Here is a 26,559-nt window from a genome sequence, read left to right as displayed (position 1 = left end):
GGGCGCACTCCGGAGCACCGGGATAATGACTGGTGAGAACTGCTGGAAATGGGGTGGTGGACGGTGGGTCTGTTCGACTCGCTGCGCAGGAGACGCAGGCCCGGCACGCTGCGGGGGGCCAACGACCGGGACACGCGGCATCTGGAGGCGTGGGCGGCCGAGCGCCGCGGCGTCGAAGCCTACGTGGAGCCGCGGACGACGGTGACCGAAACCACCGTCGTGCTCATCGCGCACGACGGTGAGTGGACCCGCCGCCGGATCGGCAGCCTCGACGCGGCGCAGCACTTCGGCCGCAAGCGGGGCATCCCGGTGTACGAGGTCGCGAAAGTGGGCTACCCCAAGCGCATGCGCGAATACACCCAGCGCCAGAAACGCTCGGACGGCTAGCCCGACCGTCGGACTCACCGTCGCGAGCGTCGGACTCGCGGGTGCGAGCGTCGGACTCGCGGGGCGCGCGCGAGTCGTACGCCCAGGACAGCGAGTCCGACGTTCAGGACAGTGAGTCCGACGTTCAGGACGGCGAGATCTGCGGTCGGCGGGCGCTCAGCCGTTTTCGGCGATGTCCGCCAGGACCGCCGCGATGGTCCGGACGGGGACGCCGGTGCCGCCCTTGCTCGTATACCCCCACGGCCCGCCCGTGTTGTACGCGGGCCCGGCCACGTCGATGTGCGCCCACGGCAGGCCGTCGGTGACGAACTCGCGCAGGAAGATCCCGGCGGCGAGCATGCCGCCCCAGCGGTGCCCGGTCACGTTGGCGAGGTCCGCCAGCCGCGAGTCGAGGTCGCCGCGCAGCTCGTCGGGCAGCGGCATCGCCCAGCCGCCTTCGCCGGTCGCCCGCGCGAGCGCCGCGACCCGGTCGCGGAACTCGTCCGTGCCCATGATCCCGGCGGTGCGGTTGCCGAGCGCGACCACCTGCGCACCGGTGAGCGTCGCGGTGTCGATCAGGTAGTCCGGGTCGTCCTCGACGGCGCGCACGATCGCGTCGGCGAGCACGAGGCGCCCTTCGGCGTCGGTGTTGAGCACCTCGACCGTCTTGCCGCCGTACATGTTCAGCACGTCGCCGGGCCGGTACGACGTGCCGGACGGGAGGTTCTCCGCGAGCGGGATGTTCGCGGTGACCTCCAGTGGGTACTTGAGCTTCGCCGCCAGCACGACCGACGCGAGCACCGCCGCGGCGCCCGACATGTCGGAGGTCATGTGGTCCATGTTCGCCGCGGGCTTGATCGAGATACCGCCCGAGTCGAACGTGATGCCCTTGCCCACGAGCGCGATCTTCTTGCCGGCCTTCGGGCCCCGGTAGGTCACGCGCACCAGCCGCGGCGGCCGCGACGACCCACCGCCGACGCCGAGGATGCCGCCGAAACCCTTGCGCTTCAACGCTTTCTCGTCGAGCACCTCGTACTCGAGCTCGTTGTCCTCGGCGAGTTTCCTTGCCCGCTCGGCGAACGACGCGGGGAACAGGTCGTTCGGCGGGGTGTTGATCAGGTCGCGCGCGATGATCACGGACTCGGCGACGGCGGTCGCCGCTTTCAGCGCCGCCTTGTGCGCGCGGGCCGGGCCGTCGGCGGGCTGGACGAAGTCCACAGCGGACACCGGCGCGTCACCGGCATCGGACTTGTACTCGGTGAACTTGTACGCGCCCAGCGCGACGCCCTCGACCGCGGCCTGAAGGTCCAAAGTGGACGGTACGAACACGGCGCGGGCGGTACCGGCGAGCGAGCGGGCCACCGCGCCGCCGGCCCGGCGAATCTGCTCCGGCGACACCGTGCCGTCCTCACCGGCGGTGCCGAGACCGACGGCGTAGACGACCCCGGCGGTCAGCTTGCCCAGCGTCGGCAGCTTGACGACCTCCTCGGCCTTGCCGGTCGCGCCGAGCGTGGCCAGCACCTCCGCGAGCTTGCCGTGGAACGCCGCGTCGACCGCTTCCGCACCGGGTGCGAGCACCGGCGCCTTGCCGCCCTGGAGAGTGCCGATCACGACCGCCTCGGCGCGGCTCTTGCCCAGGGCGGTCTCGGTGTTTTCGTACAGGGCAAACTTCGGCAGGGTCACGTACGGCTCCTCGCGGGCATCGGACGATGTGGATGCTTCGCCATGCTAATAAGCGGACCACGAGCGAAGAAAGGCAGGTGGTGGGCGTGCGGCTCGGCGCGGGACTCGGGATCGCGCTCGCGGTCGGCGCGGCCGTGGGTGGCTGGTGGCTGCCGGCCGCCGCCGCGCTCGCCGGCGTGCTCGTCTGGCTGACCCCGCGCGCCGAGCTGCCGCCGCGGATGACACCGCTCGCCGACGGTGCGCGGCTGATGGCGCGGCTGGCGCTGGTGACGGTGTTCGCCTCGGTCGTCGCGGTCTACCTGCTGCCGCAGTACCGGGTGCCGGCGGCGGTGGCGGTCGTGCTGGTGGTGACCGTGGTGGACGCGTTCGGGCTCGCCCTGCCACGGTTCCTCCGCGGCTGGGTCGTCGGCATCCTGCTCGTCGCCGCGGCCGGGCTGGTCGCACTGTGCCTGGCTATCTCACCCGAACGCGGGATGGGTGCGGGCCCGGGCGTGACCGGCCTGTTCGCGGCCGCCGCGGTCCTGGTCCCGCTGCTCGAACGGCGAAAACCCGATCGCTGGCTGGCCGGCGTGGTCGTGGTCGCGGCGGCGGTGAGTGCGGCCGCGCTCTACCAGCTCGGCCCGCTCCGGATGGCACTGTCGGACGCACCGCTCGACGACCTGCTCGCCGCCGTCGACGGGCAGGCGATCACACCCCTGCTGGCGGGCGTCATGGTGATCGCCGGGGTACCGGCCGCGCTCGGGGCGCTGACCGAGGCGCGCGGGGAATTGCCGCGCCCCTGGGGTTCCGTCGTGTGTGGACTGCTGGCCGCGGCGGGGGCGGTCCTGCTCGAACCGGGCCAGGCGATGCTCGTCGCGGCGGCGCTGGCTGTCGCCGAACTCCTGGTGCGCAGCCTGCTCACGCTGGTCGCGCGCTGGCGGGACGTGCGGTCCGTGGTGAGCGCGGCGCTCGCCATCACGCTGCTGGCCTGGCTGCCGCCGATGGACCTGCTGATCGCGGTGGCCGCGATCGCGGTGGGCGTGCTGCTCAGGCGGCCAGCACGAACGCCAGCACGGTGAGCACCACGCCGACCCCGAGTAGCACGAGCAGCGACCGCACCGTCAGGTCGCGCGGGAACACCTGGTCGTCGTGCACCTTGCGCCACCAGATGACGCCGAAGACCGCGCCGACGAGGCCGAGGATCGCCCCGAACACGCCGTTCAGCAGCAGGTAGCCGACCAGCAGCAGGACGCCACCGGAGTAGGTCAGCAAGGCGGCGGCGACCAGGGCACGGATGTCCGGGCCGACGCTGACGGCGGTGCTGTTTTCGGTCACGACGCCGATCCTAGGGGAAGCGGGAATTCTCGGACGTCCAACTAAGAGATATTCTGACCGGCATGACTACGACCGTTCCCTTCACGCGTACCTCGAACCCGGCTCCCGCTTCCGCGGAACGTGTAGCCGAGGTACTCGCGGCGCCGGGCTTCGGTCGTTACTTCACCGACCACATGGTCACCGCCCGCTGGGACGCCGAGCGCGGCTGGCACGACGCCGGGCTCCGCCCGTACGAGCCGGTGACCCTGGACCCCGCCACCTCGGTGCTGCACTACGGCCAGTCGATCTTCGAGGGGCTCAAGGCGTACCGCCAGCCCGACGGGTCGATCGCGGCGTTCCGGCCGGAGGCCAACGCCGAGCGGTTCCGCAGCTCCGCGCGGCGGCTGGCGATGCCGGAGCTGCCGGACGAGCTGTTCCTCGGCTCGCTGCACGAGCTCATCGCCGTCGACTCGCGGTGGGTGCCGACCAGCGAGGGCGACACGCTGTACCTGCGCCCGTTCATGATCTCCACCTCGATCGGGCTCGGCGTGAACTCGCCGGCCAGCGAGTACCTGTACACGCTGATCGGTTCGCCGGCGGGTTCGTACTTCACCGGCGGCGTGCAGCCGGTGAGCGTGTGGCTGAGCACCGAGTACGTGCGGGCGGCTCCCGGCGGGACGGGCGCGGCCAAGTGCGCCGGCAACTACGCGGCGTCGTTCCTCGCGCAGGCCCAGGCCGTCGAGCAGGGCTGCGACCAGGTGGTGTGGCTCGACGCGAGCGAGCGGCGCTGGGTCGAGGAGATGGGCGGGATGAACCTGTTCTTCGTCTACGGCTCAGGCGCGAGCGCGCGGGTCGTCACGCCCGAGCTGAGCGGTTCGCTGCTGCCCGGCGTGACCCGGAGTTCGTTGCTGCGGCTGGCGAAGGACTTCGGGCACGAGGTCGAGGAGCGGCGGATCTCCACCGAGGAGTGGGAGAAGGACGCCGCTTCGGGCGAGCTGACCGAGGTGTTCGCGTGCGGCACGGCGGCGGTCATCACGCCGGTCGGCCGGGTGAAGCACGGAGGCGGCGAGTTCCTGGTGAGCGGCGGCGCGCCGGGCGAGCTGACGATGAAGCTGCGCGGCGAGCTGATCGGCATCCAGGAGGGCACCCGCCCCGACCCGCACGGCTGGATGCACCCGCTGTCCTGACAATGTCCGCTGGACAGGCCGCCGTCGCTCCGGTGACGGCGGCCTGTCCTTATGCGGGCGGGTGCACGCCCGCATCCGCGTAGGTGGCGACATCCGTCAGCAGGTGGGCGGCCATCGCCAGGGCCGGCAGCGCGGCGAGCGCGCCGGCACCGCAGCCGAGCCGGATGTTCAGGTCCAGCACCGGTTCCAGGTCCAGGTGGTCGAGCGCCAGGTCGTGTGCCGGCTCGGCGCACTTGTGCGACGCGACCCACCATGACCGCGCGTTCAGCGCCAGTTCCTCCGCGACGAGCGCTGCCGCCGCGGAGACGAGACCGTCGAGGAGCACTGGCGTGCGGCGGACCGCGGCTTGCGCGAGGAAACCGGTCATCGCCGCGATGTCGGCGCCGGCGGAGGTGCGCAGCAACGCGACCGGGTCGGCCAGCACCGTCCGCGCCCGGCGCAGCGCGTCGCGGACCGCGGCGGCCTTGCGCATCCACGCGTTGTCGTCGATTCCCGAACCACGGCCGACGACGGCGACGGGCTCGCTCCCGGTCAGCGCCGCGACGAGGACCGACGCCGGCGTGCTCACGCCGACCCCGAGATCACCCGCGGCCAGCAGATCGGCACCCGCGTCGATCTCGGCGTTCGCGATGTCCACACCCGCCTGCAGAGCGGCTTCGGCTTCGGCCTCGGTGAGCGCGTCGGCGGTGTCGATCGAGCCGGAACCCTTGCGTACCTTGAATTCCTGCACCGATGTCTCGGCGTCGACGGCCAGGTCCACAACCCGAACACCGGCGCCCGCGACACCCGCGAGCGCGTTCGGCACACCGTCGCCCTTCACGAGCGCGTTCACCAGCTGGGCGGTCGCCTCCACGGGATAGGCCGAGACACCCTTCGCCGCGATTCCGTGGTCTCCGGCGAAGATCACCACCCGCGGCCGCTTGAACGGGCGCGGCGGGCAGACGCCCTGGCACGCGGCGATCCATGCGCCCAGCTCCTCGAGCCGGCCGAGCGAGCCGGCGGGCTTGATCAGCGCCGCATGCCGCCGGAGCGCCTCGGCGCGGGCCGGTTCGTCGGGCTGGGGGACGGTGAACTCGGGTCGGGTCACGGAGCTAGATTCCCCCATGTGACAGAACGTTCTGCGGCCGGGGTGGTGCTGGCCAGCGGTTCCGGGACGCGCGTCGGGGCGAGCCTGAACAAGGTGTACCTGCCGCTGGCCGGGCGCCGGATCGTGTCGTGGTCGCTCGCGGCGTTCGCCAAGGTGTCCGAGATCGGCTTGCTCGTCCTGGTGACGCGTCCCCAGGACGAGGAGCTGGTCGCCGAGGTGCTCGCGGACCAGGGTGCGCCGGTCGAGGTCGTGCACGGCGGCAGCACCCGGCAGGAGTCGGAGCTGCGCGCACTGCGGCATCTCGCCGGCCGCATCGGCAGCGGCGCGATCGACACCGTGCTGCTGCACGACGGCGCCCGCCCGCTGGTCACCCCGTCGCTCATCACCGGCGTCCTGCACACCGCACGTCAATACGGCGGCGCGATGCCCGGACTGGCGGCCGACGACATCATCGCCGCGGACGGCGCTCGCCTGCCCGGCACCGTCGTTCGTGCCCAGACCCCGCAGGCGTTTCGCGCCGCGCCGTTGCTGGACGCGTATGAACAGGCCGCGCGGGAAGGCTTCGAAGGCACCGACACCGCGTCGGTGATGGAACGGTTCTCGACGCTGCCGGTGCACTGGGTGCCCGGGGACGAGCGGAACTTCAAGGTGACCTACCCGCACGACCTCGTTGTCGCCGAGCAGGTCCTGTCTTCCTGACGTTCTACTAGCGCACCACGCTGGCCGTGCGGCGCGGGTCGTTCTCGATCACGCCGGCGAGCGCGTCGTCGATCGCGGTCAGCAGGTCGGCTTCGAGCTTCACACCGACGGCCTTGGCGTTCTCGTGCACCTGCTCGGGCCGGGACGCGCCGATGATCGCCGAGGCGACGTTCGGGTTCTGCAGCACCCACGCGACCGCGAGCTGCGCGAGCGACAGCCCGGCCTGCTCGGCGAGCGGTCCGAGCTTCTGGACGGCCGAAAGCACGTCGTCGCGCATCCACCGCTGCACCATCTTGGAGCCGTTCTCGTCGGTCGCCCGCGAACCCTCGGGCGCCGGCTGGCCGGGCTTGTACTTACCGGTCAGCGCACCCTGGGCGATGGGGGAGAAGACGATCTGGCTGAGCCCCTCGCGCTCGGACGCGGGGATGACCTGCGGCTCGATGACGCGCCACAGCATGTTGTACTGCGGCTGGTTCGACACCAGCGGCACGTGCAGCTCGCGGGCCATCGCGGCGCCGCGGGTGATCTCCTCGGCGGTCCACTCGGAAACACCGACGTAGAGGATTTTTCCTTGGCGCACAAGGTCGGAGAATGCGAGGAACGTCTCCTCGAGCGGGACCGAGCGGTCGAACCGGTGGGCCTGGTAGACGTCGATGTGGTCGGTTTGCAGGCGCTGGAGCGAGCCGTGGCAGGCCTCGATGATGTGCTTGCGGCCGAGGCCGCTGTCGTTGGGGCCCTTGGGGCCGGTCGGCCAGAAGACCTTGGTCAGGATCTCCACGCTTTCGCGGCGCTGCCCGGCGAGCCCGCGCCCGAGCACCGACTCGGCGGCGGTGTTGGCATACGCGTCGGCGGTGTCGAAGGTCGTGATGCCCGCGTCGAGTGCGGCCTTGATGCAGGCCTGGGCCTGCTCCTCCTCGATCTGTGAGGCGTGGGTGAGCCAGTTGCCGTAGGAGATCTCACTGACAGAGAGGCCGCTACGGCCGAGACGACGAAACTCCATGCCCCCACCCTAACCGAGGTCCTTCGCCCAGCTAACTACCTGGAGTGGCTCCAGGCGAGCTGGGTGAGGTACCGCTTCGGCCCGAAGTCCCCGGACGCGTCGAATTCGCTTGTATCGCAAGGGATATCGCCGGGCGGCGTCGTCGGATTGAAGCGCTCGTACTGCGCCGGTCGCTACCAACCCGACGGCAGCCACGGCGGATAATGGTGTCAATGAGCAGGTCGCTGCGGACGGTCGCCGCCTACTTTCGGTCGGATTGGCAACAGCACTGCCATCGGCGAATAACTGCTCGCTGCCACCCGCGATGTGATGCCTCGACACGGCCTTGGCCATCCGCACCTCAGTGGAACGCGGTCGCGGCGAACACCGAATCGAACGGCTCGCGCAGCAACGGCCAGTCCTCGAATGCCGAGACCGTGATCTCGACGTCGGGGAAATCCGCGAGCTTCCGGTGGGCGACGGCGGCCATCTCGGCGCCGAGCTCCACCGCCGTGATCGCGTAACCGCGCTTCGCCAGTGGCATGGTCGCCTGCCCGGTGCCGCACCCGATCTCCAGCACACGATGGCCGAGCACGGTCGCGAGGTCGTCGAAGAGCGCGGCCGGATAGCCGGGACGGATCCGGTCGTAGAGTTCAGCGTCCTCGGTGAAGGTCGCTCGCAGCCGGTCGCGGTTCAGGCGATCGCGTCGCCCGGCTTGACGCGCGGCTTGGGCATCCGCAGCCTGCGGATCTGGCTCGAGCGGACGAAGGCGTACCAGCCGAGCGACCGGCCGTTGATCGTCTCCTTCGGGAACTTCTCGCGCGCCATCCGCGCGACGCGGCGGCCGGTGAAGAAGCCCTCGACGACCATCGCCGCCAGGACCACCGTGCACAGCAACGTCGCGTACTGCTGCAGCAGCGGGAACGGCACGATCATCGCGATCAGCACCAGCACCGCGAGCGGCATGAACAGTCCGGTCAGGTTGCGGCGCGAGTCGATGAGATCGCGCACATACGCCTTGACCGGGCCCTTGTCGCGGGCCAGCAGGTATCGCTCGTCACCGGCGGCCATCCGGGCTTGGCGTTCCTTCGCGGCGGCGCGGCGGTCGTCCCGCGACTGCGGGTTCGACTTGCGCAGTTCCTTGCTGCGGCGCATCGCCTCGCGGGTGGTCTTGGGCGGCGGCGCGACCGGGCCGCGGCGCTTGCCCTCGGCCTCGCGGCGCTTCGGGGTGGCCCGTCCCTTCGCCGGCGTGACCCCACGACTGTGAGATTCGACGCTTTCGGCCACCTCGGCGGCCTCGGACTCGGGGCTGTCTTCGGTGGTCGTGCCGCTGCGGCGTAGGAACCTCACAGGACCAGGGTATTCCAGGCGGGCGCGCAGGTGTTCGGCCGGTGGCCGGATATGCGACGATGAACTGAACGCCCCGGCGTGGAACAGAACGGGCACGCGCGATGTTGACTGGTTCAGGAGGCATCCGTACCCGCCACAGCAACACCTGAGGGAGAGCCATGACGACCGCTGAGACCGGCGCCCCGCAGACCGAGGCCACCCACGGCGTGACCTTGACCGCCACGGCCGCTTCGAAGGCGAAGGCCCTGCTGGAGCAGGAGGGTCGCGACGACATGCACCTGCGCATCGCCGTCCAGCCCGGTGGCTGCGCCGGCCTGCGCTACCAGCTGTTCTTCGACGAGCGCGAGCTCGACGGCGACCTGTTCCGTGACTTCGACGGCCTGCGCGTCGCCGTGGACCGGATGAGCGCCCCGTACGTGCAGGACGCCGTGATCGACTTCGTGGACAGCATCGAGAAGCAGGGCTTCACGATCGACAACCCGAACGCCACGGGCTCCTGCGCCTGTGGCGACTCGTTCCACTAAGCCCCGAACACACGAAACGGGCGCGGTCGACTAGGACCGCGCCCGTTTTCGCGTGTCAGGCGTATTCGCCGAGGGCCTCGACCTGGGAGTGGCAGGTGTCGTCGACCGTCCAGGCCCGTGGGGCCGGCGGGGTGGGGGCCGTCGGCCGCTGCTGGCGGAGTCCGGCTGGCATGTCCGCGCAGTCGCTGATCAGTTCGGCGAGCGTTTCGGGTTCGGTCGCAGTGTTCACGAACGCGACGCTAAGGCCGCCTGGCCCTGCCGCGACAGGTCTACTTGGCGGTAGTGTCGGAGCGCGGTGGCCAATTCCCTCAGACGGGTTAATTCGGCTGCCGATCCGTGTGTCGAGAGCAGGGGAGACCTGGTGCCAAGCAACGCCAGAATCGCGGTGTCCGGCAGCATCGCCACCGACCATCTGATGCATTTCCCGGGCAGGTTCGCCGATCAGCTGATCGCCGACCAGCTGCACCGGGTCTCGCTGAGTTTCCTCGCTGATGATCTGGTGGTCCGGCGGGGCGGGATCGGTGCGAACGTCGCGTTCGGTCTCGGTGTGCTCGGGGTGCGTCCGGTGCTGGTGGGGGCCGTGGGCGAGGATTTCGCGGACTACCGCTCCTGGCTCGAACGGCACGGCGTCGACACGGCGGGCGTGCTGGTCTCCGAGGTCGCCCACACCGCGCGGTTCGTGTGTACCACCGACGAAGATCTCAACCAGATCGCGACTTTCTACGCGGGTGCCATGGCGGAGGCCCGCAACATCGAACTGCTGCCGATCGCCGACCATTGTGGCGAGCTGGGTTTGGTGCTGATCAGCCCGGACGACCCCGAAGGCATGCTGCGGCACGCTGAGGAGTGCCGGCAGCGGGGCTACGAGTTCGCGGTGGACCCCTCGCAGCAACTGGCCCGAATGGACGGTGCGCAGGCACGCACTTTCGTCGAGGGCGCGACTTACCTGTTCACCAACGACTACGAATGGGAACTGCTGCGGCAGAAGACCGGCTGGAGTGCCGACGAGGTCTTGGAGCACGTTGGAATCCGGATCACCACCCTTGGCGAGAAGGGTGTGGAGATCGTCGGCCCGGAAAACTTGCACCTGCAGGTCGACGCGATTCCTGAACTGACCAAAGCCGACCCCACCGGCGTCGGCGACGGTTTCCGTGCCGGGTTCCTCGCGGGCCTGCACGAGGGCTTGAATCTTGAACGCGCGGCGCAACTGGGCTCACTCATCGCCGTGCTGGTACTGGAAACCATCGGCACCCAAGAATGGCAACTGGACAAGCCGAACGGCCTCAAACGCATCGCGGACGCCTACGGCCCAGACGCAGCCGTAGAAATCGGCACAATCCTAGGCGCATAAGCACAGTTCAAACGCGACAGCACCCGGCAACACAAACCCAAGCGCCGCCACCGCCCACACCCTCCCCCACCCCGATCCCAAGCCGCACTTGCGGGCAGAACGGTTTGTCAAGGTACTCTTTCCAGCCTTGATAAACCGTTCTTCCCGCGAACACTAAAAGATCGGGGCGGGGGAGGGCTAACGCTGGAGCGAGGGCGCTTCGCGCCCGGTTCCCACACAATCCGGTAGGGCACTTGCCGCCGGTTCAAAGACAAAAGATCAAAAGAATGCCTCGCCGGCGGGCTGGCTCCGGGATGGCCAGGCCCAAAGGGATCTCACCTTGGGTGGGTGGTTGAGTTGGGTGGTCATCCCGTCGCCTGCGGTTTTCGAATATCACTTTTCCTCAGGGCCGCAAGCTTTGTGTTCTCGGCCGCCGGACCCAGCGCAGGTTGCGGCCCTGACGAAAAGTGATCGTTCCTGTTTCAGGCGACGGGATGACCACCCAACTCGGCCCGTGGGCTTACGCCCGCCGCCTCAGATCTTGACGGGGTAGGCGGGTTTCGGGATTTCTGGCTTGATCCGGTGTTCGATGAAGATTCCGTGCCACAGCATGAACACCACCAGTGCCCACAGCCGGCGACTGTGGTTGAGGGTGCCGTCCCGGTGTTCGTCCAGCATCCGCAGCACCGCGGGCTTGTCCAGCAGTGCGTCGGTTTGCGAGTCGTTGATGATGCCGCGTGCCCAGTCGTACATTTCCGCGCGCAGCCAGTGCTTGATCGGTACGGGGAAGCCCAGTTTGCGCCGGTTCAGCACGTGTGCGGGCACGATCCCGTCCAGCGCCCGGCGCAGTGCGTACTTCGTCGTTTCCTTGGTCACCTTCTGGTCGAGCGGGATGCTCGCGGCGACCTTGAAGACCTCGGAATCGAGGAAAGGTACGCGCAGTTCCAGCGAGTTTGCCATGGTCATTTTGTCCGCCTTGACCAGGATGTCGCCCCGCAGCCAGGTGAACAGGTCGACGTGCTGCATGCGGGCCACCGGATCCCAGCCGCGCGAGGTCCGGTAGTGCTCGGCCGTCACGTCGCGGTGCCCGATGCCGTCGACGTAGTCGCGCAGCACGCCGCGCAGCTGATCGTCACGGAAGATCCGGGCGTTGCCGTAGTAGCGCTCTTCCATCGTGAGCGAACCACGCCGCAGCAGGTCCTTGCCGCGGGTGCCTTCTGGGATCCGCTCCGACACCTTCCCCAGCAGCTTCCGCACGCCGCCCGGCACCTTTTCGAACGGTGCCAAGGAGATCGGCTCCTTGTAGATCGTGTAGCCGCCGAACAGCTCGTCCGAGCCCTCGCCGGAGAGCACCGCCTTGACGTGCTTGCGTGCCTCGCGGGCGATGAACCACAGCGGCACCAGCGCGGGGTCGGCCACGGGGTCGTCGAGGTACCAGACGATGAGCGGCAGCACGTCCATCATCTCGTCCGCGGTCACCGTGCGGACGATGTGCTTGACGCCGATCGCCTCCGCGGACTCGGCGGCCACGTCGACCTCCGAGTAGCCCTCGCGGTCGAAGCCGGTGGTGAACGCGATCAGGTTCGGGTTCTGCTCCTTGGCCAGCGCCGCGATCGCGGTCGAGTCGATACCGCCGGACAGGAAGGCGCCGACCGTGATGTCCGGGTCGGCGACCATGTGCTTCCGCACGGAATCGCGCATCACGTCGGCGATGCGCTTGTGCAGGTCGGCGGCCTCGGCCTCGGTGGTCACCGGGCGGGCGGCGAACTGCGGGAAGAAGTACCGCTCCTGCTTCGGCTCGCCGCCGGGCGAGATCGTGAACGAGGTACCGGACTCGATGCGCCGGACGCTCGTGTGCAGCGACTCCGGCTCCGGCACGTACTGCAGCGTCAGGTAGTGCTGCAACGCGGTGGTGTCGAGATCCGCACGCACCCCGAGCACGTCCGAGAGCTCCAGCAGGCTCTTCTTCTCGCTGGAGAACGCCGTACCGCCCGGACCGGACGAATAGAACAGCGGCTTGATGCCGAACGGGTCGCGTGCGCCGTGCAGCACCTTCTCCTGCGCGTCCCACAGCAGGAACGCGAACATGCCGCGCAACCGGCTCACCGCACCCGGGCCCCAGTAGTGGAAGGCCGCGGCGATCGCCTCGCCGTCTCCCTCTGTGGCGAATTTCGCATCGTGCTCCGCGACCAGCTGCGCGCGCAGCTCGCGGTAGTTGTAGATCTCGCCGTTGAAGTTCAGCGTGTAGCGCTCCGGGGCCTCCGGCGGACCCCACACGAGCGGCTGGTGCGCGTGCTCCACGTCGATGAACGCGAGCCGGTTGAATCCGTACACGACCTCGGCGTTTGCCCAGGTGTCGGTCTCGTCGGGGCCGCGGTGCCGCTGGCAGCGCAGGGCCGCCCCGACCGAGTCGCGGGCCTTCGCCGCTTCGTTCTCACTGGGACAGACCAGTCCGAGCAGGCCGCACACGTCTACTCACACACCTCTGGTTCGTGGCCGGATAGTGCACGCCAGTATGCCGGGTGACCCGGCCACGAACCGTCACCCCTTGGTCAGCGGGAAACGTCAACTCAGCTAGGCTCCGGCTGTCACGCAAGGATTCGAGGAGGCCTGGGTTGAAGAGGGTCGGTAAGGTCGCCGCGCTGGCCGGGCTCGTGGCCCTGTTGGCGACCGGGTGCTCCGGTGACGAGGTACTGCGTTTCGGGTGGCCGGTGGGTGTCACCGAGCAGGCCGACAAGATGCGCTGGCTGTGGACCTGGTCCGTGGTCGCCGCGCTCGCCGTCGGCGTCGTCGTCTGGGCCCTGATCTTCTGGGCGTCGGCGTTCCACCGCAAGAAGAAGAACCAGGACCCGACCGAGCTGCCGCGCCAGTTCCAGTACAACGTGCCGCTGGAGCTGTTCTGCGTCATCGTGCCGCTGGTGATGGTCTGCGTGCTGTTCTTCTTCACCGCGACCACCGAGAGCCAGGTGCTCGACAAGAAGCCGAACCCGGACGTGACCGTCAACGTCACCGCGTTCCAGTGGAACTGGGAGTTCGACTACCCCAGTGAGGCCAAGGACGCGACCGGCCAGATGATCCGCACCGTGGGCAGCTCGAGCGAGATCCCGCTGCTGGTGCTGCCGGTCGGCAAGACGATCCAGTACGACCTGCGCTCCACCGACGTCATCCACTCCTTCTGGGTGCCGGAGTTCCACTTCAAGCGCGACGTCTTCCCGTACCCGGAGAAGAACAACCAGGACTCGTCGTTCCAGAACACGATCGACAAGGAAGGTTCGTTCGTCGGCCGGTGCGCGGAGCTGTGCGGCACCTACCACGCGATGATGAACTTCGAGGTCCGTGCCCTGCCGGACAACCTGTACCAGCAGTACATTCAGACGCGGACGCAGGTCAATCCGGCGACGGGGACGCCCTACACCGCCGCCGAGGCGCTGGCCAAGATGAACTGCGGCGAGCTGTGCACCCCGCACGCGGTCACCACGCAGCCGTTCAACACCGACCGCACAGCGCGCTGACGCCGGACACAGGAGTAAGGACAGCTTCATGAAGGTCGAAGCCCGGATTTTCGACATCGTCACGGTGTTTGCCTTCTTCATCGCGATCGTCTACGGCGTGACCACGTACTACTGGAGCGGGTACGGCGTCGAGGTCGTCGGCCTCGTCGCGCTGATCCTGACCGGCGGGCTCGCGCTGCTCGCCGGCAGCTACATGCGGTTCATCTCGCGCCGCATCGACGCCCGCCCCGAGGACCGCGAGGACGCCGAGATCAGCGACGGCGCCGGCGAGATGGGCTTCTTCAGCCCCGGCAGCTACTGGCCGATCGCACTGGCCGGCTCGGCCGCGACAGCGGGCCTGGCGCTGGCGTTCTTCCACATCTGGCTGCTGGTCATCGCGATCGTGCTGATCCTGGTCACCGTCGGCGGTCTCGTGTTCGAGTACCACACCGGCCCCCCCCACCAACACCCCCCCTTAACAGCTAACGGGGCGCCTTCCCCGGCCGGGGAAGGCGCCCTTTTCGCTGTGGCTCAGCGGAAAGCGGCCCAGCGGACCAGTAGCTCGGCGGCGGCGCCGGAGTCGATCGCGGTGCCGGCCCGGGTCAGCGCGGCCGCCAGATCGTCGTGCAGGGACCCGGAAAAGCCCGCGTGCGCGGCGAGCGCGCCGGCGGCGTTCACGAGCACCGCATCCCGCACGGGGCCCGGCTTCCCCGCCACTAGTTCGCGCACCACCTCGGCGTTCGCCGCCGGGTCACCACCGCGCAGGTCCTCCGGCGCGACATACGGCAGGCCCAGCGTCCGCGGGTCGAAATGCTCCTCGCGCACATCGCCGTCCGACACGAGCCAGAGCGTGCTGGTGGTCGTGGTGGTGATCTCGTCCAGCCCGTCGTCGCCGCGCACCACCATGGCGGTGGCGCCGCGGCGCGCGAACACCCGCGCCAGCAGCTCCGTCCGGTCCGCGTAGGCGCAGCCGATCAGGCCCGCGCTCGGCTGCGCGGGGTTGGTCAGCGGGCCGAGCAGGTTGAACGTCGTCGGCACCCCGAGCTGGCTGCGCGCCGGGCCCGCGTGCCGGAACGCCGGGTGGAACACCGGCGCGAAGCAGAACCCGATGCCGAGCTCGGCGACACACCGCTGCACACCGTCGGGCGCCAGGTCGATCGCGACGCCGAGCGCCTCCAGCACGTCCGCCGCACCGGCCTTGGACGACGCCGCGCGGTTGCCGTGCTTGACCACCGGCGCACCGGCGGCGGCCACCACGATGGCCGCCATCGTCGAGATGTTCACCGAACCGGAGCGATCCCCGCCGGTGCCGACGATGTCCACCGCGCGGCCCTCGACGTGCACCCGCCGGGCGTGCGCGAGCATCGCCTCGGCCATGCCGGAGATCTCCGCGGGCGTCTCACCCTTGGCGCGCAGCGCGACCGCGAACCCGCCGATCTGCGCGAGCGTCGCCTCGCCGGACATCACCTGGTCCATCGCCCATGCGGTGTCCTCTTCGGACAGATCCGCCCGGTCGATGAGCCGTGAAAGCACCGCGGGCCAGGAATGCTCGGTCATCACGCGTGGACGGCCGGGACCCGCTGGCCCCGCAGCACCTCCGCGACGGTCTCCGCCGCGGTCAGGGGGTCGAGCGGGTGCACGAGCACGGCGTCGGCCTGCGACCAGGTGGCCAGCCAGCGATCGTCCTTACGCCGCACGGCGACCACGATCGGCGGGCAGTCGAGGATCTCGTTCTTCAGCTGCCGGCACAGCCCGATGCCGCCGGTCGGCTGCGCCTCGCCGTCCAGGATCGCCAGGTCCAGCCCGCCCTCGTCCATCTCGACCAGCACGTCGGCCACGCCGGCGGCCTCGACGTAGTCCACCCGGCCGAGATCGGTGGCCGGCCGGCGGCCGATCGCGTTGATGATCGACTCACGGACTTCCGCCCGATGGCTGAAAACCAGAATCCTCATCGGCTGCTCGGTCACAATCAAGCCTCCGGCATCGTCGTAAGAGTGTGACGCGTCCGATGCTATCCGCAGTGCCCCGCTTCACCGAGAGGCTGGTGTCATGCGGGACACCCGCACCCGATCGGTCCTCCTCTGTGGCCGCTCGCGGACTCGCGCCCACTACGTGCGGGCCTCGACGGGCTGTAAAGCGTCCCAGCCGAGCGAATCGCCGCCCAGCCGTTGCGCGAGCCCGGCCATCCGCGCGCGTTCCTGCGCGCAGTGCAGCGCGTCGAGGTGCTGGACGCGCAATGCGTGCACCGTGCGCACCTCGCCCGAACCGGACACGGTGCGTAGTTTCCACCCATCCTGGGCCAGAATGCGCGCCGCCTCGTCGATCCCGTCCGCCGGCAGCGTCAGGTGATGCCTTAGCACAGCAGGTTTTCCCTGGTCCCACAGATGTGATCTCGCCAGCACCGCCGAGTCCGCCTCGGCGGCGTCGAACGCCTCAGCCACCACCGACAGCCCCGGCGTGTCGGGTGTCAGTTCGGTCTCGGGGACCCTTCTCAGCAGGTCACGAACTCGATCGAGCAGACTCACCGGTGCTCCTCACCCTCCGCATTCGTCGCTGTGACCAACCCACGTGCCGACCCGACCGGGCAGGCTCCATTGTGGGAGGACATAATGCGACTCGTGACAACGGCAGCTCCCAACATCAGCCAGCGGGTGCACTCGCTGAACCGGCCGAACATGGTCAGTGTCGGCACCATCGTGTGGCTCTCCAGCGAGCTCATGTTCTTCGCCGGGCTGTTCGCGATGTTCTTCACCGTCAAGGCGCAGAACTCGACCGGCATCTGGCCGCCGGTCAACGCGGCGACCGGCGAGCCGATCCACCTCGACATCCCGTACGCGCTGCCCTTCACCATCATCCTGGTGGCGTCGTCGTTCACCTGCCAGCTCGGTGTGTTCGCCGCCGAGCGAGGGGACGTCTACGGGCTGCGCCGCTGGTACGTGCTGACGTTGATCATGGGGGCGATCTTCATCGGCGGTCAGGCGGGCGAGTACACCAGCCTGATCAACGAGGGTGTCACGATCCCGTCCGGGGCCTGGGGCACGGTCTTCTTCCTCGCCACCGGTTTCCACGGGCTGCACGTCATCGGCGGGCTCTTCGCGTTCGTGTTCCTGCTCATCCGCACCAAGCTGAGCAAGTTCACGCCGGCGCAGGCGACCTCCGCGATCGTCGTGTCCTACTACTGGCACTTCGTCGACATCGTGTGGGTCGGCCTGTTCGCGGTCATCTACATCATTCCCTGACCGCCCAGCCCGTCCCGGACTCCTCACACAGCAAGGGTTGCCGCAAGATGACCACCACGAAGAAATCCTCCGGGCGCCGGCTCGGCGCGCGCACCAAGCTGCGCAGGCGGATCGCCGGCCTGCTCGCGCTGGGCGTCGCGCTGCTCGGCGCCGGTGCGGTGTACGCGGTCTTCGTGCCCAAGGCACAGACCGCGCAGGCACAGGAGGACCCGGCGCAGCTCCGGCTCGGCCAGCAGGTGTACGAGAACACGTGCATCACCTGCCACGGCGCGAACCTGCAGGGTGTGCAGGACCGCGGCCCGAGCCTGATCGGCGTCGGCGACGCGGCGGTGTACTTCCAGACCTCGTCAGGCCGGATGCCGATGGTGCGGCAGGAAGCCCAGGCCGAGCGGAAGCCGCCGAAGCTGACCCCCGAGGAGATCGACGCGGTCGGTGCCTACGTCCAGGCCCACGGCGGCGGCCCCGAGCGGCCCGCCCAGACCGGCGCGGCCCTGCGCGGTGACGACCCGGCACGCGGCGGCGAGCTGTTCCGGCTCAACTGCGCGTCCTGCCACAACTTCACCGGTCGCGGTGGTGCGCTCTCGGCCGGCAAGTTCGCGCCGGAGCTCGACCCGGCGACCGAGGACCAGATCTACACCGCGATGCTGACCGGCCCGCAGAACATGCCGAAGTTCTCCGACCGCCAGCTCACACCGGACGAGAAAAAGGACATCATCGCGTACATCAAGTCGGTGACGGACAACAACAACAATCCGGGCGGCGACGCGCTCGGTGGGTTCGGTCCGGCCTCCGAGGGCGTGATCGCGTGGATCGTGGGTATCGCCGCACTGATCGGCGTCACCCTGTGGATTGGATCGAGGGTATGAGCAACGAGGGGCAGCAGAACCTGCCTTCCGACGCGGAACTCGCCGAGATGGACCGGGACCAGCTGCTCAAGCTGGGCGGGCAGCTCGACGGGGTCGTGCTCGTAGACTACGAGGACCCGTGGCCGGTCAAGGGCACCCGCGCGGAGAAGCGGGCGGAGCGCCAGGTCGCGCTGTGGTTCATCATCGCGGGCCTGGCCGGACTGGGGTTCGTGGTGGGCCTCATCTGGTGGCCGTGGCGGTACAAGGCCCCCGGCCAGGACGGGACGCTCCTGTACTCGCTCTACACCCCGGTGCTGGGCGTGACGCTGGGCCTGGCGGTCCTCGGCCTCGGCGTCGGCATTCTGGTGTACGTCAAGAAGTTCATCCCGCACGAGCTCGCGGTCCAGCAGCGCAGCGACAACGAGGGCAACGGTTCGCCGGAGATCGACAAGAAGACGATCGTCGCGCACCTCGAGGACGCCGGCGCCCGCAGCACGATCGCCCGCCGCTCGCTGGTCAAGCGCAGCATGGGCTTCGCGGGTGGCGCGCTCGGGCTCGGCCTGGTCGGCCTGCCGGTCGCTTCCTTCATCAAGGACCCGTGGAAAGACCCGGACAATCTTTGGCACACCGGCTGGCAGCCGAAGTTCCCCGGCGAGGTCGTCTACTTGCGCCGATACACCGGCAAGACGGACGAGATCGTGCTGCTGCGCCCGGAGGACATGGACGCGGGCGGGATGGAGACGGTATTCCCGTTCCGTGAGTCGGAGCGCGGCCATCCCGAGGCGCTGGCCGCGGCGCTGGTGAAGTCGGACAACCCGGTCATGCTGATCCGTCTGCGGCCGGCAGACGCGGCTCAGGTGGTCAAGCGCCAGGGCCAGGAGGACTTCAACTTCGGCGAGTACTACGCGTACACGAAGATCTGTACGCACGTCGGCTGCCCGACGTCGCTGTACGAGCAGCGGACCAACCGCATCCTCTGCCCGTGTCACCAGTCGCAGTTCGACGCACTTCACTACGCCAAGCCGATTTTCGGGCCGGCGACCCGCGCTCTCCCGCAGTTGCCCATCACTGTCAACACTGAGGGATACTTGGTGGCGCGGAGCGACTTCATCGAGCCCGTGGGCCCGGCTTTTTGGGAGCGGAAGTCATGAGTTCACTCACCACCCCGACGAAGGGGTCGAGCCTGGTCGAGCGGCAGGTCAACGAGGCCGCGACGGGCCTCGATCAGCGCTACCACCTGGCCAAAGGCATCCGTCACCAGCTGAACAAGGTTTTCCCGACGCACTGGTCGTTCCTGCTCGGGGAGATCGCGCTCTACAGCTTCATCGTCGTGCTCCTCTCGGGTGTCTACCTGACGTTGTTCTTCGACCCGTCGATGACCGAGGTCACCTACCACGGCAGCTTCACGAACCTGCAGGGCGTCGAGATGTCCCGGGCGTTCGCGACCACGCTGGACATCTCGTTCGACGTGCGCGGCGGCCTGTTCGTGCGGCAGCTGCACCACTGGTCCGCGCTGGTGTTCGTCGCCTCGATGATGGTGCACATGTTCCGGATCTTCTTCACCGGAGCGTTCCGCCGGCCGCGTGAAGCGAACTGGCTGCTCGGCGTGCTGCTGCTGGTGCTGGGCATGTTCGAGGGCTTCTTCGGCTACTCGCTGCCCGACGACCTCCTGTCCGGCATCGGTATCCGGGCGACTCTCTCCGGCATCGTGTTGTCGGTCCCGGTCATCGGCACCTGGCTGCACTGGGCGCTGTTCGGCGGCAAGTTCCCTGGTGACGAGATCATCCCGCGGCTGTACACGATCCATATCCTGCTGCTGCCGGGCATCTTGCTGGCGTTGGTCGGCGTGCACCTGGCGCTGGTCTGGTATCAGAAGCACACCCAGTTCCCGGGCGTGCGGCGCAAGGAGACCAACGTCGTCGGCGTTCGGATCATGCCGTACTTCGCGCTCAAGGCCGGTGCGTTCTTCACGGTGGTCACCGGCGTGATCGCGCTCATGGCGGGCATCTTCCAGATCAACCCGATCTGGAACTTCGGCCCGTACAACCCGTCGCAGGTCTCCGCCGGCTCGCAGCCGGACTGGTACATGGCCTGGGCGGACGGCCTGCTGCGGATCTTCCCCGCGTGGGAGCTGTACCTCGGGAACTACACGGTGCCGGCGGTGTTCTTCGCCGGTGCGGTCGGCATGCCGGTCCTGATCGTGCTGCTGCTGGCGTATCCGATCATCGAGCGGCGGCTCTCGGGCGACACGGCGCACCACAACCTGTTGCAGCGCCCGCGGGACGCGCCGGTACGCACCAGCATCGGCATGATGGCGCTGGCGTTCTTCGGGGTCATCGAGGCTTCCGGCTTCAACGACATCATCGCGGACCAGTTCGACATCTCGCTGAACGCGACCACGTGGGCGGGCCGCATCGGGGTACTGGTGCTGCCGCCGCTGGCGTACTTCCTCACCTACCGGATCTGCCTGGGTCTGCAGCGGGCCGACCGCGAGGTGCTGGAGCACGGTATCGAGACGGGCATCATCAAGCGCCTGCCGCACGGTGAGTTCATCGAGCTGCACCAGCCGCTGGGCGGGGTGGACGACCACGGTCACGCGATCCCGCTGGAGTACCAGGGCGCGGCGGTGCCGAAGAAGATGAACAAGCTCGGTGCCGCGGGCCGCCCGGTGGCGGGCGCGCTGCTCGTGCCGGACCCGCCTGAGGAGGTCACCGCCCTGGAGCGGGCCCGGTCGAACGGGCACAACGGCGACGGCGAGCACGGCAACGGCCAGGTGTCCTCGTCCGAAGAGGTCACGTCGGGCCACGCGGAGTCCTAGGCGACAGCCTGAGAAAGCCGGCTCCTCCCACGCGGGGGAGCCGGCTTTCGGCGTTTATTCGTCGGCGCCGAGCGCGAACGCCGACTCGGTGTCAGCGGTCGAGTAGGAGCGGAACGCGATGTGGGTGTCGGTGTCGATGACCCCCTGCACGCGGCCGATCTTCGCCGGGATGAGGTCGGCGAGTTCTTCGTGCGTGTGCACCCCGACCATGGCGATCAGGTCGACGTCGCCCGCGCAGGAGTACACCTCGGACACGCCGTCGATGTCCGCGATCGCCTGCGCGGTCTCGGGAATGCTGTCCGCCACGGCATGAATCAGCACGATCGCGGTTATCAAAGCGTCCTCCAAACGGTTGCCAAGCCGACCGAAAGCAGGCCAAGCCGACCAACCGGCAGCCGACCTACGTTTCGCCGATCGCCGTGACTGCCGGTCGGCTTGGCAATAATGAGCACAGTGTGACCGCCGCGATCGTATCGCCGGAAGTCAGCCCACCGCTTCTTCCAGTGCCGTGGCGGTGGCGGCGCGTTCCAGCCAGTTGTTCCAGTTGCCGACACCGCGGGCGGGCTCGGCCCACGGGATCGCCGTCCGTACCAGGCGGACGCCGGGGCGGGTGAGCCAGCGCAGCAGCAGGCCGACCTCCTCGGCAGGCGCGCCGAACAGCGGCCCGGGCTCCGGCGTCACCGTCTCCGCGCTCGCCACCAGCGCGTCGACGACCGGCATCGGCGGCACTCCCCGCCGCGCGACCCCCGCCGACGCCAGCCGCCCGTACCGGATCACCGCGAACTCCCAGCCACCCTGGCCATCGGGCGCCGCGGCGACCAGCTCCGGGATACCCGCCAGCGCCGTCAGCCGGTGCGCCTTCGCCACCGCGCGCACCAGGATCGCCAGCTCATCCCGCCGCCGCGCCGCCTGCTCGTAGTGTTGCGCTTCGGCCAGCTCGTCCAGCTGCCGCAACGCGACCTCCAGCGGCACCGTGCCCTGCCCGCCGATCAGCTGCGTCACCGCGCGCACGGACGGGAAGTACGCCTCCGCGCTCTGCCGCCCCGCGCACGGCGCCCCGCACCGCCCCAGTTCCGCCAGCGCGCACGGCCGGCCAGCCGGGGCCACCGCGGAGATGCGCTGCGTGCAGGTCCGCAGGCCCGACGCGCCCGCGAGGACGTCGCCCGCGAGCTTCGCCATCGCCTGCGAGGTGAACGGCCCGAGCGCGCCGTCCTTGGGTACGCGCACCACGGACAACCGCGGGAACGTCTCGTCCGTCAGCACCACCCACCACGACTTGCGCGGGTTCTTCGAGCGCCGGTTGTACGCCGGCTTGTGTGCCGCCAGCAGCCGCAGCTCCCGGATCTGCGCTTCGAGCGCGTGTGAGCACTCGATGCCGTCGACCCGCTGGGCCAGCGCGACCATCTCCCGGATCCGCCCCCGGCTCTCGGACCCAGTGAAGTAGCTGCGCACGCGCCGCCGCAGGTTCGACGCCGTGCCGACATACAGCACCTCGTCACTCGGGCCGCGGAACAGGTACACCCCGGGCAGCTCCGGCAGATGCGCCGCCATACCCCGCTTCCGCCGCTGCTGCGGCGTGACCTCGGGCAGGTAGTCGATCAGCTCCTCGAGCGAGTGCACGCCGACCGTGCCGACCCGTTCGAGCAGCGCGTGCAGGACGTCGACGGTGGCGCGCGCGTCGTCGAGGGCACGGTGGTTCGGCGTCGTCTTCGAGCCGAACAGGGCGGCCAGCGCGGACAGCCGGAAGCTCGGCGTGTCCTGCCGGGTGAGCACCCGCCGGGCCAGCCGGACCGTGCAGACCACGGCCGGTTTCGGCCACGCGTAGCCATATCCGGCGCAGGCGGCGCGCATGAACCCGGTGTCGAACGGGGCGTTGTGCGCGACCAGCACCGCGCCCGCGGCGAATTCCAGGAATGCGGGCAGGACACGCGCGATCGGCGGCGCGTCGTAGACCATCGCGCCGGTGATCCCGGTCAGAGCGACGATCTGCGGCGGGATCGGCATGCCCGGGTTCACCAGCGTCGCGAACTCGCTGAGCACCTCACCACCGCGGACCTTCACCGCGCCGATCTCGGTGATCCCGTCCGGGCCGGGCTTGGTGCCGGTGGTCTCCAGGTCGAACACCACGAACGTGGTGTCGCGGAGCGGCGTGCCCAGCTCGTCGAAGGTCAGCTGATCCCGCGCACCGTGCATGATCGGCACCCTAGGTAAGGACACCGACAATTCCGCGTGCCGAAGTCCCAGGGAGAGAGATCTTCAACTCTGACGGACTACCCTGGATGGATGCCGCCCTCAGTGCACGCCGCCGAGCCCGAAGACCCCGGTCTTCGCGGCTCCGACGCTGCCCAGCGGCCGGAGGCGGAACCGGCAGCCGAACAAACCCCGCCTTTCGCCTGGCGCGACCTGCCGGAACCCGTGCGCGCCAGACTCACCGAGCTCGCCGCCGAAGCCCTGGGCAAGATGCCCCGGGTCGACGTCCCCCAGCAGCTGCGCCCGGTCGCGAAGTTCGCCCCGGCCAAGCGCGCCAAGCTGGGCGCGACGGCGCTGCTCACGACGTTGCAGGACTCGACGGCGTTCCGCACGGCCGTGCTGGAGTGGGTCCGTGAGCACCGTCAGGACGCGCTCAACCCCAACCACGAGGACTCGGTGGTCGCTGCCACAGCCGCGATCCTGCTCGGCGAGTCGAGTGCGACGTCCCGCGTGCGGCTGGTCGCGAAGAACGCCGCCGAGACGGCGCTGCGCGCGGAGCGGGATGCCGCGGTGGCGCGTAACCAGAAGCTGGAAAACGAGCTCGCCCGCCTCCAGCAGGAGCTGGCCCAGGCGTTGGACGCCGTCGAGGAAACGCGCCGCGAACGTGAGGACGAGCTGAACAAGCTGCGCGGCCGGCTGCGGGAGCAGGGCACGCTGCTGCGCCAGGCTCGCGACGCGGCGGAAGCGGCCGAGGCCGGCGTTGCCGATGCCGACGGCAGGCGCGATGCCGAGCTCGCCGCGCTGACCGCCCAGCTGGAGCGCGAGCGGCAGCGGGTGGCGACGGAACGGGCGCGGGCGGAGCGTGCCGTGGTGGACGCGGAGGTCGCGCGTCAGGCCGCGCGCGAGGCCCGGGAGGCGGACGAGGTGCGCCTCGCGCTGCTCGCCGACACCATCGACGGCGCCGTCGCCGGGCTGCGCCGGGAGCTGTCGCTCGGGTCCAGCACCCGCCGTCCCGCGGACGCGGTGCGCGGCGCGTCCGCGTCTGGCGGACGGGGCACCCAGGTGCGCGATCCCGGCGCGCTGGACCACCTGCTGGCGCTGCCGAGCGTGCATCTGATCGTGGACGGTTACAACGTCAGCAAGACCGGTTATCCCGAGCTGCCGCTGGCCGATCAGCGCACCCGGCTCGTGCGCCAGCTCGGCGCGCTCGCCTCGCGGACGGGCGCCGAGGTGACTGTCGTGTTCGACGGGGCCGGTGTGTTGTCCGTGCCGACCGCGGCGCCGCGCGGGGTCCGGGTGCTGTTCTCCGATCCGGGGGTGCTGGCCGACGACGTGATCCGCGCGCTCGTCACCGCCGAACCGTCGGGGCGGCCGCTGGTGGTCGCCACTTCGGATCGCGCGGTGGCCGATTCGACCAGGAGTTCGGGCGCGCATCCGGTCGCCTCCGCAGTACTGCTGACACGGCTCGGCCGGGTCTAACGTTCGAACAGGCGCCCAACTGTGCCGGTAGATACCGAACCGACCGAAAGCAAGCGGTTCAGGCAGGTCCGGTCACCTTTGGAGCCGGCTTGCTTTCGGTCTCATCGGTAAATTGTCGGTGGGTGCCTTTACCGTGTTTCCTGTCCGGCCCGAGCAGGCAGAAGGAGACAGGAAAATGCACGAAGACACCGTGATCGACACCGTGATCGTCGACTGTGGCCGCTGCGTGGTGCGCGGAATCGGCTGTGCGGACTGTGCGGTCAGTGTGCTGTTGAACGCGCCTCCGGCAATCGAATGGGACGACGAGGAATTGACCGCGATCGAGGCACTCGCCGAGGGCGGGTTGATTCCGCGGCTCCGGCTCGTGCCGATGACCGATCGGCATCAGGATTATGCGGCGTGAAGCGGACTCGTCCCTCGTCAGCGACAAACGGTCGTTTAGGTCGGTGAACGGTCAGTAGCCATTACGCTGGAGATTGTTACCTTGGTCACACCCTCGCCGTCCGTGCTGGTCCGAACGGGATCAGGGCGCGTTACGGAGAGTTTTTACCCGGCACCCGCTGGACGCGGCAGCCCTGCTTTCGTAACCTGGCCGAGATCTCGCGGACGGCAGCCGTCGCACCCCCGCGACAGCGACGCGGGATCGCCGCCGAAACAGCTTTGTCGGGGAGCTGTGCCGGAACCATGGTGTATGTGCATGACCCAGGTGCGGTATCTCCGTGCCCGGATCAGGCGAACATCATGGGAATGCCGTTCACCGGACGCGTGAGTTTCCCGCTCCGGTGAGCAGAGGGCCCCCGACCTCTGCGCGCGGCGACCGGCAGGCGGCTGACCGCAAAGGAGACACGCGCGGCGTGCAGTCGCAACCGATCAAGCGCGTGATCGCAGGAGCCATCGCAGCCACCGCGGTCATCACCGCGGTCAGCGTTGGTGGTCCAGCCAGCGCGATCACCCTCCCCGCCCTCCAGAATCCCCCCACCAACTCCGCCGACGCGCTGGCCCAGTACCGGGCCGCCGCCCAGCAGGCCGAGCAGCTGAACGAGCAGAAGCTGCAGGCGCAGGACAATTTCAACGCCAAGCAGGGCGACCTCGCCAGGGCGAACGGCGACATCGCCGCCGCGAACCAGCGGATGCAGGCGGCGCAGGCCGACAAGGAACGCTTCCAGGTCGTGGTCGACCAGTTCACCGACGCGTCGTTCATCAGCGGCGCGGAGATGAACAGGATGTCCGCCCTGCTGACCGGCACCTCGGCGCAGGACTTCCTGGACCGGTCCTCGGCGCTGTCCGTGCTGGCCGACGACAAGAACCGGGCGCTGCAGAACTACACCGACGCGGTCAACACCGCGGCGTCCGCCGCCCAGCAGGCCACGGACGCCCGCAACCGGGCCCAGACGGCCTCGGACCAGGCGGCGCAGCTGCTCAACGACCTGAACACGCGCTCCGCCGCGCTCCAGGCGCAGGTCAACCAGCTGCAGCAGCTGAGCAGCCGGCTCAGTAACGCCGACCGCGCCGCCCAGCGCGACACCGGTGGCGCGGCGCCGAACCTCCCGGCGCCCAGTTCGGCCGCACAGCAGGCGATCAACGTCGCGCTCAGCAAGCTCGGCAGCAGCTACGTGTGGGGGGCGACCGGTCCCTCGACGTTCGACTGCTCGGGTCTGACGCTGTACTCCTACGGCAAGGCCGGGATCAGCCTGCCGCGCACGAGCCAGGCCCAGTCCGGCACCGGCATGGCGGTTTCGCGATCCCAGCTGCAGCCGGGTGACCTCGTGTTCTTCGGCTCGCCCGTGCACCACGTCGGGATCTACCTCGGCGACGGCAAGATGGTGCACGCGCCCGACACCGGTGACGTCGTGAAGATCTCGCCGCTGCAGAACGACTATTCAGGAGCCCGCCGGGTCGCCTACTGACCTTTCGTGGACTCGGCCAGGGGCGGACACCGTGCGCGCGGTGCCGCCCCTGGTCTGCGCTGGGGCATCACCACGTGGCCGGTAATCTCCCA

At 69.3% G+C, this 26,559-nt stretch carries 27 protein-coding genes and 1 pseudogene; 15 read left to right on the top strand and 13 right to left on the bottom strand.

The features are described from left to right. The first annotated feature begins 63 nt into the window (after positions 1 to 63). On the top strand, positions 64 to 387 hold the full coding sequence (locus LOZ83_RS04185) for an oxidoreductase (protein WP_236788836.1): 324 nt from the start codon (positions 64 to 66) through the stop codon (positions 385 to 387). Between the two features lie 156 nt (positions 388 to 543). Here the strand turns inward: LOZ83_RS04185 and LOZ83_RS04180 are convergent, their stop codons facing one another. Next, positions 544 to 2,049: a leucyl aminopeptidase gene (locus LOZ83_RS04180; RefSeq protein ID WP_236788835.1), complete on the bottom strand. Its 1,506-nt coding sequence runs from the start codon at positions 2,047 to 2,049 to the stop codon at positions 544 to 546. A 77-nt stretch (positions 2,050 to 2,126) separates the two neighbouring features. Here LOZ83_RS04180 and LOZ83_RS04175 point away from each other — a divergent pair, with 77 nt between their 5' ends. After that, complete coding sequence (locus tag LOZ83_RS04175; RefSeq protein WP_236788834.1) at positions 2,127 to 3,107, top strand: hypothetical protein; 981 nt, start codon at positions 2,127 to 2,129, stop codon at positions 3,105 to 3,107. On the opposite strand, the gene LOZ83_RS04170 is transcribed toward LOZ83_RS04175, so the two are convergent. Continuing rightward, positions 3,076 to 3,363, bottom strand: a complete 288-nt coding sequence (locus LOZ83_RS04170; protein WP_236788833.1) for a hypothetical protein — start codon at positions 3,361 to 3,363, stop codon at positions 3,076 to 3,078. The genes LOZ83_RS04175 and LOZ83_RS04170 overlap by 32 nt on opposite strands. 62 nt (positions 3,364 to 3,425) lie before the next feature. On the opposite strand from LOZ83_RS04170, the gene LOZ83_RS04165 reads away from it, so the two are divergent. Then, positions 3,426 to 4,529, top strand: coding sequence for a branched-chain amino acid aminotransferase (locus LOZ83_RS04165; RefSeq protein ID WP_236788832.1), 1,104 nt, complete (start codon positions 3,426 to 3,428; stop codon positions 4,527 to 4,529). 49 nt (positions 4,530 to 4,578) lie between these two features. Here LOZ83_RS04165 and cobT read toward each other — a convergent pair whose 3' ends face one another. Continuing rightward, positions 4,579 to 5,616: a nicotinate-nucleotide--dimethylbenzimidazole phosphoribosyltransferase gene (gene cobT, locus LOZ83_RS04160; RefSeq protein ID WP_236788831.1), complete on the bottom strand. Its 1,038-nt coding sequence runs from the start codon at positions 5,614 to 5,616 to the stop codon at positions 4,579 to 4,581. A gap of 42 nt (positions 5,617 to 5,658) precedes the next feature. On the opposite strand from cobT, the gene LOZ83_RS04155 reads away from it, so the two are divergent. Then, on the top strand, positions 5,659 to 6,315 hold the full coding sequence (locus tag LOZ83_RS04155; RefSeq protein WP_236789438.1) for a 2-C-methyl-D-erythritol 4-phosphate cytidylyltransferase: 657 nt from the start codon (positions 5,659 to 5,661) through the stop codon (positions 6,313 to 6,315). Positions 6,316 to 6,322: 7 nt separating this feature from the next. Here LOZ83_RS04155 and LOZ83_RS04150 read toward each other — a convergent pair whose 3' ends face one another. The 3 genes from LOZ83_RS04150 to LOZ83_RS04140 form a co-directional block, all read right to left on the bottom strand. After that, the gene (locus LOZ83_RS04150) at positions 6,323 to 7,315 is read right to left on the bottom strand and encodes an aldo/keto reductase family protein (RefSeq protein ID WP_236788830.1); all 993 of its coding nucleotides are present in this window, start codon (positions 7,313 to 7,315) and stop codon (positions 6,323 to 6,325) included. Positions 7,316 to 7,655: 340 nt separating this feature from the next. Further along, entirely contained in the window at positions 7,656 to 7,889 is a 234-nt protein-coding gene (locus LOZ83_RS04145) for a bifunctional 2-polyprenyl-6-hydroxyphenol methylase/3-demethylubiquinol 3-O-methyltransferase UbiG (RefSeq protein WP_236788829.1), read from the bottom strand. 98 nt (positions 7,890 to 7,987) lie between these two features. Beyond that, complete coding sequence (locus LOZ83_RS04140) at positions 7,988 to 8,644, bottom strand: DUF3043 domain-containing protein (RefSeq protein WP_236788828.1); 657 nt, start codon at positions 8,642 to 8,644, stop codon at positions 7,988 to 7,990. A 158-nt stretch (positions 8,645 to 8,802) separates the two neighbouring features. Here LOZ83_RS04140 and LOZ83_RS04135 point away from each other — a divergent pair, with 158 nt between their 5' ends. After that, positions 8,803 to 9,168 (top strand): iron-sulfur cluster assembly accessory protein, encoded by a 366-nt coding sequence (locus LOZ83_RS04135; protein ID WP_236788827.1) that lies wholly within the window; start codon positions 8,803 to 8,805, stop codon positions 9,166 to 9,168. A 55-nt stretch (positions 9,169 to 9,223) separates the two neighbouring features. Here LOZ83_RS04135 and LOZ83_RS04130 read toward each other — a convergent pair whose 3' ends face one another. Then, positions 9,224 to 9,397 (bottom strand): hypothetical protein, encoded by a 174-nt coding sequence (locus tag LOZ83_RS04130; RefSeq protein ID WP_236788826.1) that lies wholly within the window; start codon positions 9,395 to 9,397, stop codon positions 9,224 to 9,226. A gap of 132 nt (positions 9,398 to 9,529) precedes the next feature. On the opposite strand from LOZ83_RS04130, the gene LOZ83_RS04125 reads away from it, so the two are divergent. After that, on the top strand, positions 9,530 to 10,519 hold the full coding sequence (locus LOZ83_RS04125) for a carbohydrate kinase family protein (RefSeq protein ID WP_236789437.1): 990 nt from the start codon (positions 9,530 to 9,532) through the stop codon (positions 10,517 to 10,519). A 513-nt stretch (positions 10,520 to 11,032) separates the two neighbouring features. Here LOZ83_RS04125 and asnB read toward each other — a convergent pair. Beyond that, positions 11,033 to 12,967, bottom strand: coding sequence for an asparagine synthase (glutamine-hydrolyzing) (gene asnB / locus LOZ83_RS04120; protein ID WP_236788825.1), 1,935 nt, complete (start codon positions 12,965 to 12,967; stop codon positions 11,033 to 11,035). 146 nt (positions 12,968 to 13,113) lie between these two features. Here asnB and LOZ83_RS04115 point away from each other — a divergent pair, with 146 nt between their 5' ends. Next, positions 13,114 to 14,010: a cytochrome c oxidase subunit II gene (locus LOZ83_RS04115; protein ID WP_236788824.1), complete on the top strand. Its 897-nt coding sequence runs from the start codon at positions 13,114 to 13,116 to the stop codon at positions 14,008 to 14,010. 28 nt (positions 14,011 to 14,038) lie between these two features. Further along, a pseudogene (locus LOZ83_RS04110) lies at positions 14,039 to 14,452 on the top strand (cytochrome c oxidase subunit 4); the annotation flags it as partial. 68 nt (positions 14,453 to 14,520) lie between these two features. Here the strand turns inward: LOZ83_RS04110 and trpD are convergent. The 3 genes from trpD to LOZ83_RS04095 form a co-directional block, all read right to left on the bottom strand. Continuing rightward, positions 14,521 to 15,546: an anthranilate phosphoribosyltransferase gene (gene trpD, locus LOZ83_RS04105; RefSeq protein ID WP_236788823.1), complete on the bottom strand. Its 1,026-nt coding sequence runs from the start codon at positions 15,544 to 15,546 to the stop codon at positions 14,521 to 14,523. After that, entirely contained in the window at positions 15,546 to 15,956 is a 411-nt protein-coding gene (locus LOZ83_RS04100) for a hypothetical protein (protein WP_236788822.1), read from the bottom strand. The genes trpD and LOZ83_RS04100 overlap by 1 nt, the downstream gene beginning before the upstream one ends. A gap of 141 nt (positions 15,957 to 16,097) precedes the next feature. Continuing rightward, the gene (locus LOZ83_RS04095) at positions 16,098 to 16,514 is read right to left on the bottom strand and encodes a hypothetical protein (RefSeq protein ID WP_236788821.1); all 417 of its coding nucleotides are present in this window, start codon (positions 16,512 to 16,514) and stop codon (positions 16,098 to 16,100) included. Between the two features lie 84 nt (positions 16,515 to 16,598). Here LOZ83_RS04095 and LOZ83_RS04090 point away from each other — a divergent pair, with 84 nt between their 5' ends. From LOZ83_RS04090 to LOZ83_RS04075, 4 genes are read left to right on the top strand one after another with little or no spacing between them, the layout of a single operon-like run. Further along, the gene (locus LOZ83_RS04090; RefSeq protein WP_236788820.1) at positions 16,599 to 17,228 is read left to right on the top strand and encodes a heme-copper oxidase subunit III; all 630 of its coding nucleotides are present in this window, start codon (positions 16,599 to 16,601) and stop codon (positions 17,226 to 17,228) included. Positions 17,229 to 17,275: 47 nt separating this feature from the next. Next, positions 17,276 to 18,094: a c-type cytochrome gene (locus LOZ83_RS04085; protein WP_236788819.1), complete on the top strand. Its 819-nt coding sequence runs from the start codon at positions 17,276 to 17,278 to the stop codon at positions 18,092 to 18,094. Continuing rightward, positions 18,091 to 19,224 (top strand): ubiquinol-cytochrome c reductase iron-sulfur subunit, encoded by a 1,134-nt coding sequence (locus tag LOZ83_RS04080; protein ID WP_236788818.1) that lies wholly within the window; start codon positions 18,091 to 18,093, stop codon positions 19,222 to 19,224. Before LOZ83_RS04085 ends, LOZ83_RS04080 begins: the two co-directional genes overlap by 4 nt. Then, positions 19,221 to 20,891, top strand: coding sequence for a cytochrome bc complex cytochrome b subunit (locus LOZ83_RS04075; RefSeq protein WP_236788817.1), 1,671 nt, complete (start codon positions 19,221 to 19,223; stop codon positions 20,889 to 20,891). The genes LOZ83_RS04080 and LOZ83_RS04075 overlap by 4 nt, the downstream gene beginning before the upstream one ends. 54 nt (positions 20,892 to 20,945) lie before the next feature. On the opposite strand, the gene LOZ83_RS04070 is transcribed toward LOZ83_RS04075, so the two are convergent. Next, the gene (locus LOZ83_RS04070; protein ID WP_236788816.1) at positions 20,946 to 21,227 is read right to left on the bottom strand and encodes an Lrp/AsnC family transcriptional regulator; all 282 of its coding nucleotides are present in this window, start codon (positions 21,225 to 21,227) and stop codon (positions 20,946 to 20,948) included. 147 nt (positions 21,228 to 21,374) lie between these two features. Further along, positions 21,375 to 23,084 carry a DEDD exonuclease domain-containing protein gene (locus tag LOZ83_RS04065; protein WP_236788815.1) on the bottom strand — a complete coding sequence of 570 codons (1,710 nt, stop codon included), beginning with the start codon at positions 23,082 to 23,084 and terminating at the stop codon, positions 21,375 to 21,377. Positions 23,085 to 23,174: 90 nt separating this feature from the next. On the opposite strand from LOZ83_RS04065, the gene LOZ83_RS04060 reads away from it, so the two are divergent. The 3 genes from LOZ83_RS04060 (at position 23,175) to LOZ83_RS04050 (ending at position 26,467) form a co-directional block, all read left to right on the top strand. Next, on the top strand, positions 23,175 to 24,560 hold the full coding sequence (locus tag LOZ83_RS04060; protein ID WP_236788814.1) for an NYN domain-containing protein: 1,386 nt from the start codon (positions 23,175 to 23,177) through the stop codon (positions 24,558 to 24,560). A gap of 118 nt (positions 24,561 to 24,678) precedes the next feature. Next, the gene (locus tag LOZ83_RS04055) at positions 24,679 to 24,963 is read left to right on the top strand and encodes a hypothetical protein (protein WP_374202634.1); all 285 of its coding nucleotides are present in this window, start codon (positions 24,679 to 24,681) and stop codon (positions 24,961 to 24,963) included. A gap of 451 nt (positions 24,964 to 25,414) precedes the next feature. Continuing rightward, positions 25,415 to 26,467, top strand: a complete 1,053-nt coding sequence (locus LOZ83_RS04050) for a C40 family peptidase (RefSeq protein ID WP_236788813.1) — start codon at positions 25,415 to 25,417, stop codon at positions 26,465 to 26,467. Positions 26,468 to 26,559 lie beyond the last annotated feature (92 nt).

It is taken from the genome of Amycolatopsis sp. GM8, assembly GCF_021653975.1.
In the GTDB taxonomy this organism is placed as follows: Bacteria; Actinomycetota; Actinomycetes; order Mycobacteriales; family Pseudonocardiaceae; genus Amycolatopsis_E.
The sequence above is the reverse complement of the archived record's forward strand: the minus strand, read 5'-3'. Positions and strand labels throughout refer to the sequence as shown.

What these genes read in the sequence shown, in the direction of transcription:
- LOZ83_RS04090 (WP_236788820.1), top strand. Translation starts at nt 16,599, where the DNA reads ATGCGACTCGTGACAACGGCAGCTCCCAACATCAGCCAGCGGGTGCAC.
- LOZ83_RS04075 (WP_236788817.1), top strand. Translation starts at nt 19,221, where the DNA reads ATGAGTTCACTCACCACCCCGACGAAGGGGTCGAGCCTGGTCGAGCGG.
- LOZ83_RS04080 (WP_236788818.1), top strand. Translation starts at nt 18,091, where the DNA reads ATGAGCAACGAGGGGCAGCAGAACCTGCCTTCCGACGCGGAACTCGCC.
- LOZ83_RS04065 (WP_236788815.1), bottom strand. Translation starts at nt 23,084, where the DNA reads ATGCACGGTGCGCGGGATCAGCTGACCTTCGACGAGCTGGGCACGCCG.
- LOZ83_RS04135 (WP_236788827.1), top strand. Translation starts at nt 8,803, where the DNA reads ATGACGACCGCTGAGACCGGCGCCCCGCAGACCGAGGCCACCCACGGC.
- LOZ83_RS04085 (WP_236788819.1), top strand. Translation starts at nt 17,276, where the DNA reads ATGACCACCACGAAGAAATCCTCCGGGCGCCGGCTCGGCGCGCGCACC.
- LOZ83_RS04165 (WP_236788832.1), top strand. Translation starts at nt 3,426, where the DNA reads ATGACTACGACCGTTCCCTTCACGCGTACCTCGAACCCGGCTCCCGCT.
- trpD (WP_236788823.1), bottom strand. Translation starts at nt 15,546, where the DNA reads ATGACCGAGCATTCCTGGCCCGCGGTGCTTTCACGGCTCATCGACCGG.
- LOZ83_RS04060 (WP_236788814.1), top strand. Translation starts at nt 23,175, where the DNA reads ATGCCGCCCTCAGTGCACGCCGCCGAGCCCGAAGACCCCGGTCTTCGC.
- LOZ83_RS04150 (WP_236788830.1), bottom strand. Translation starts at nt 7,315, where the DNA reads ATGGAGTTTCGTCGTCTCGGCCGTAGCGGCCTCTCTGTCAGTGAGATC.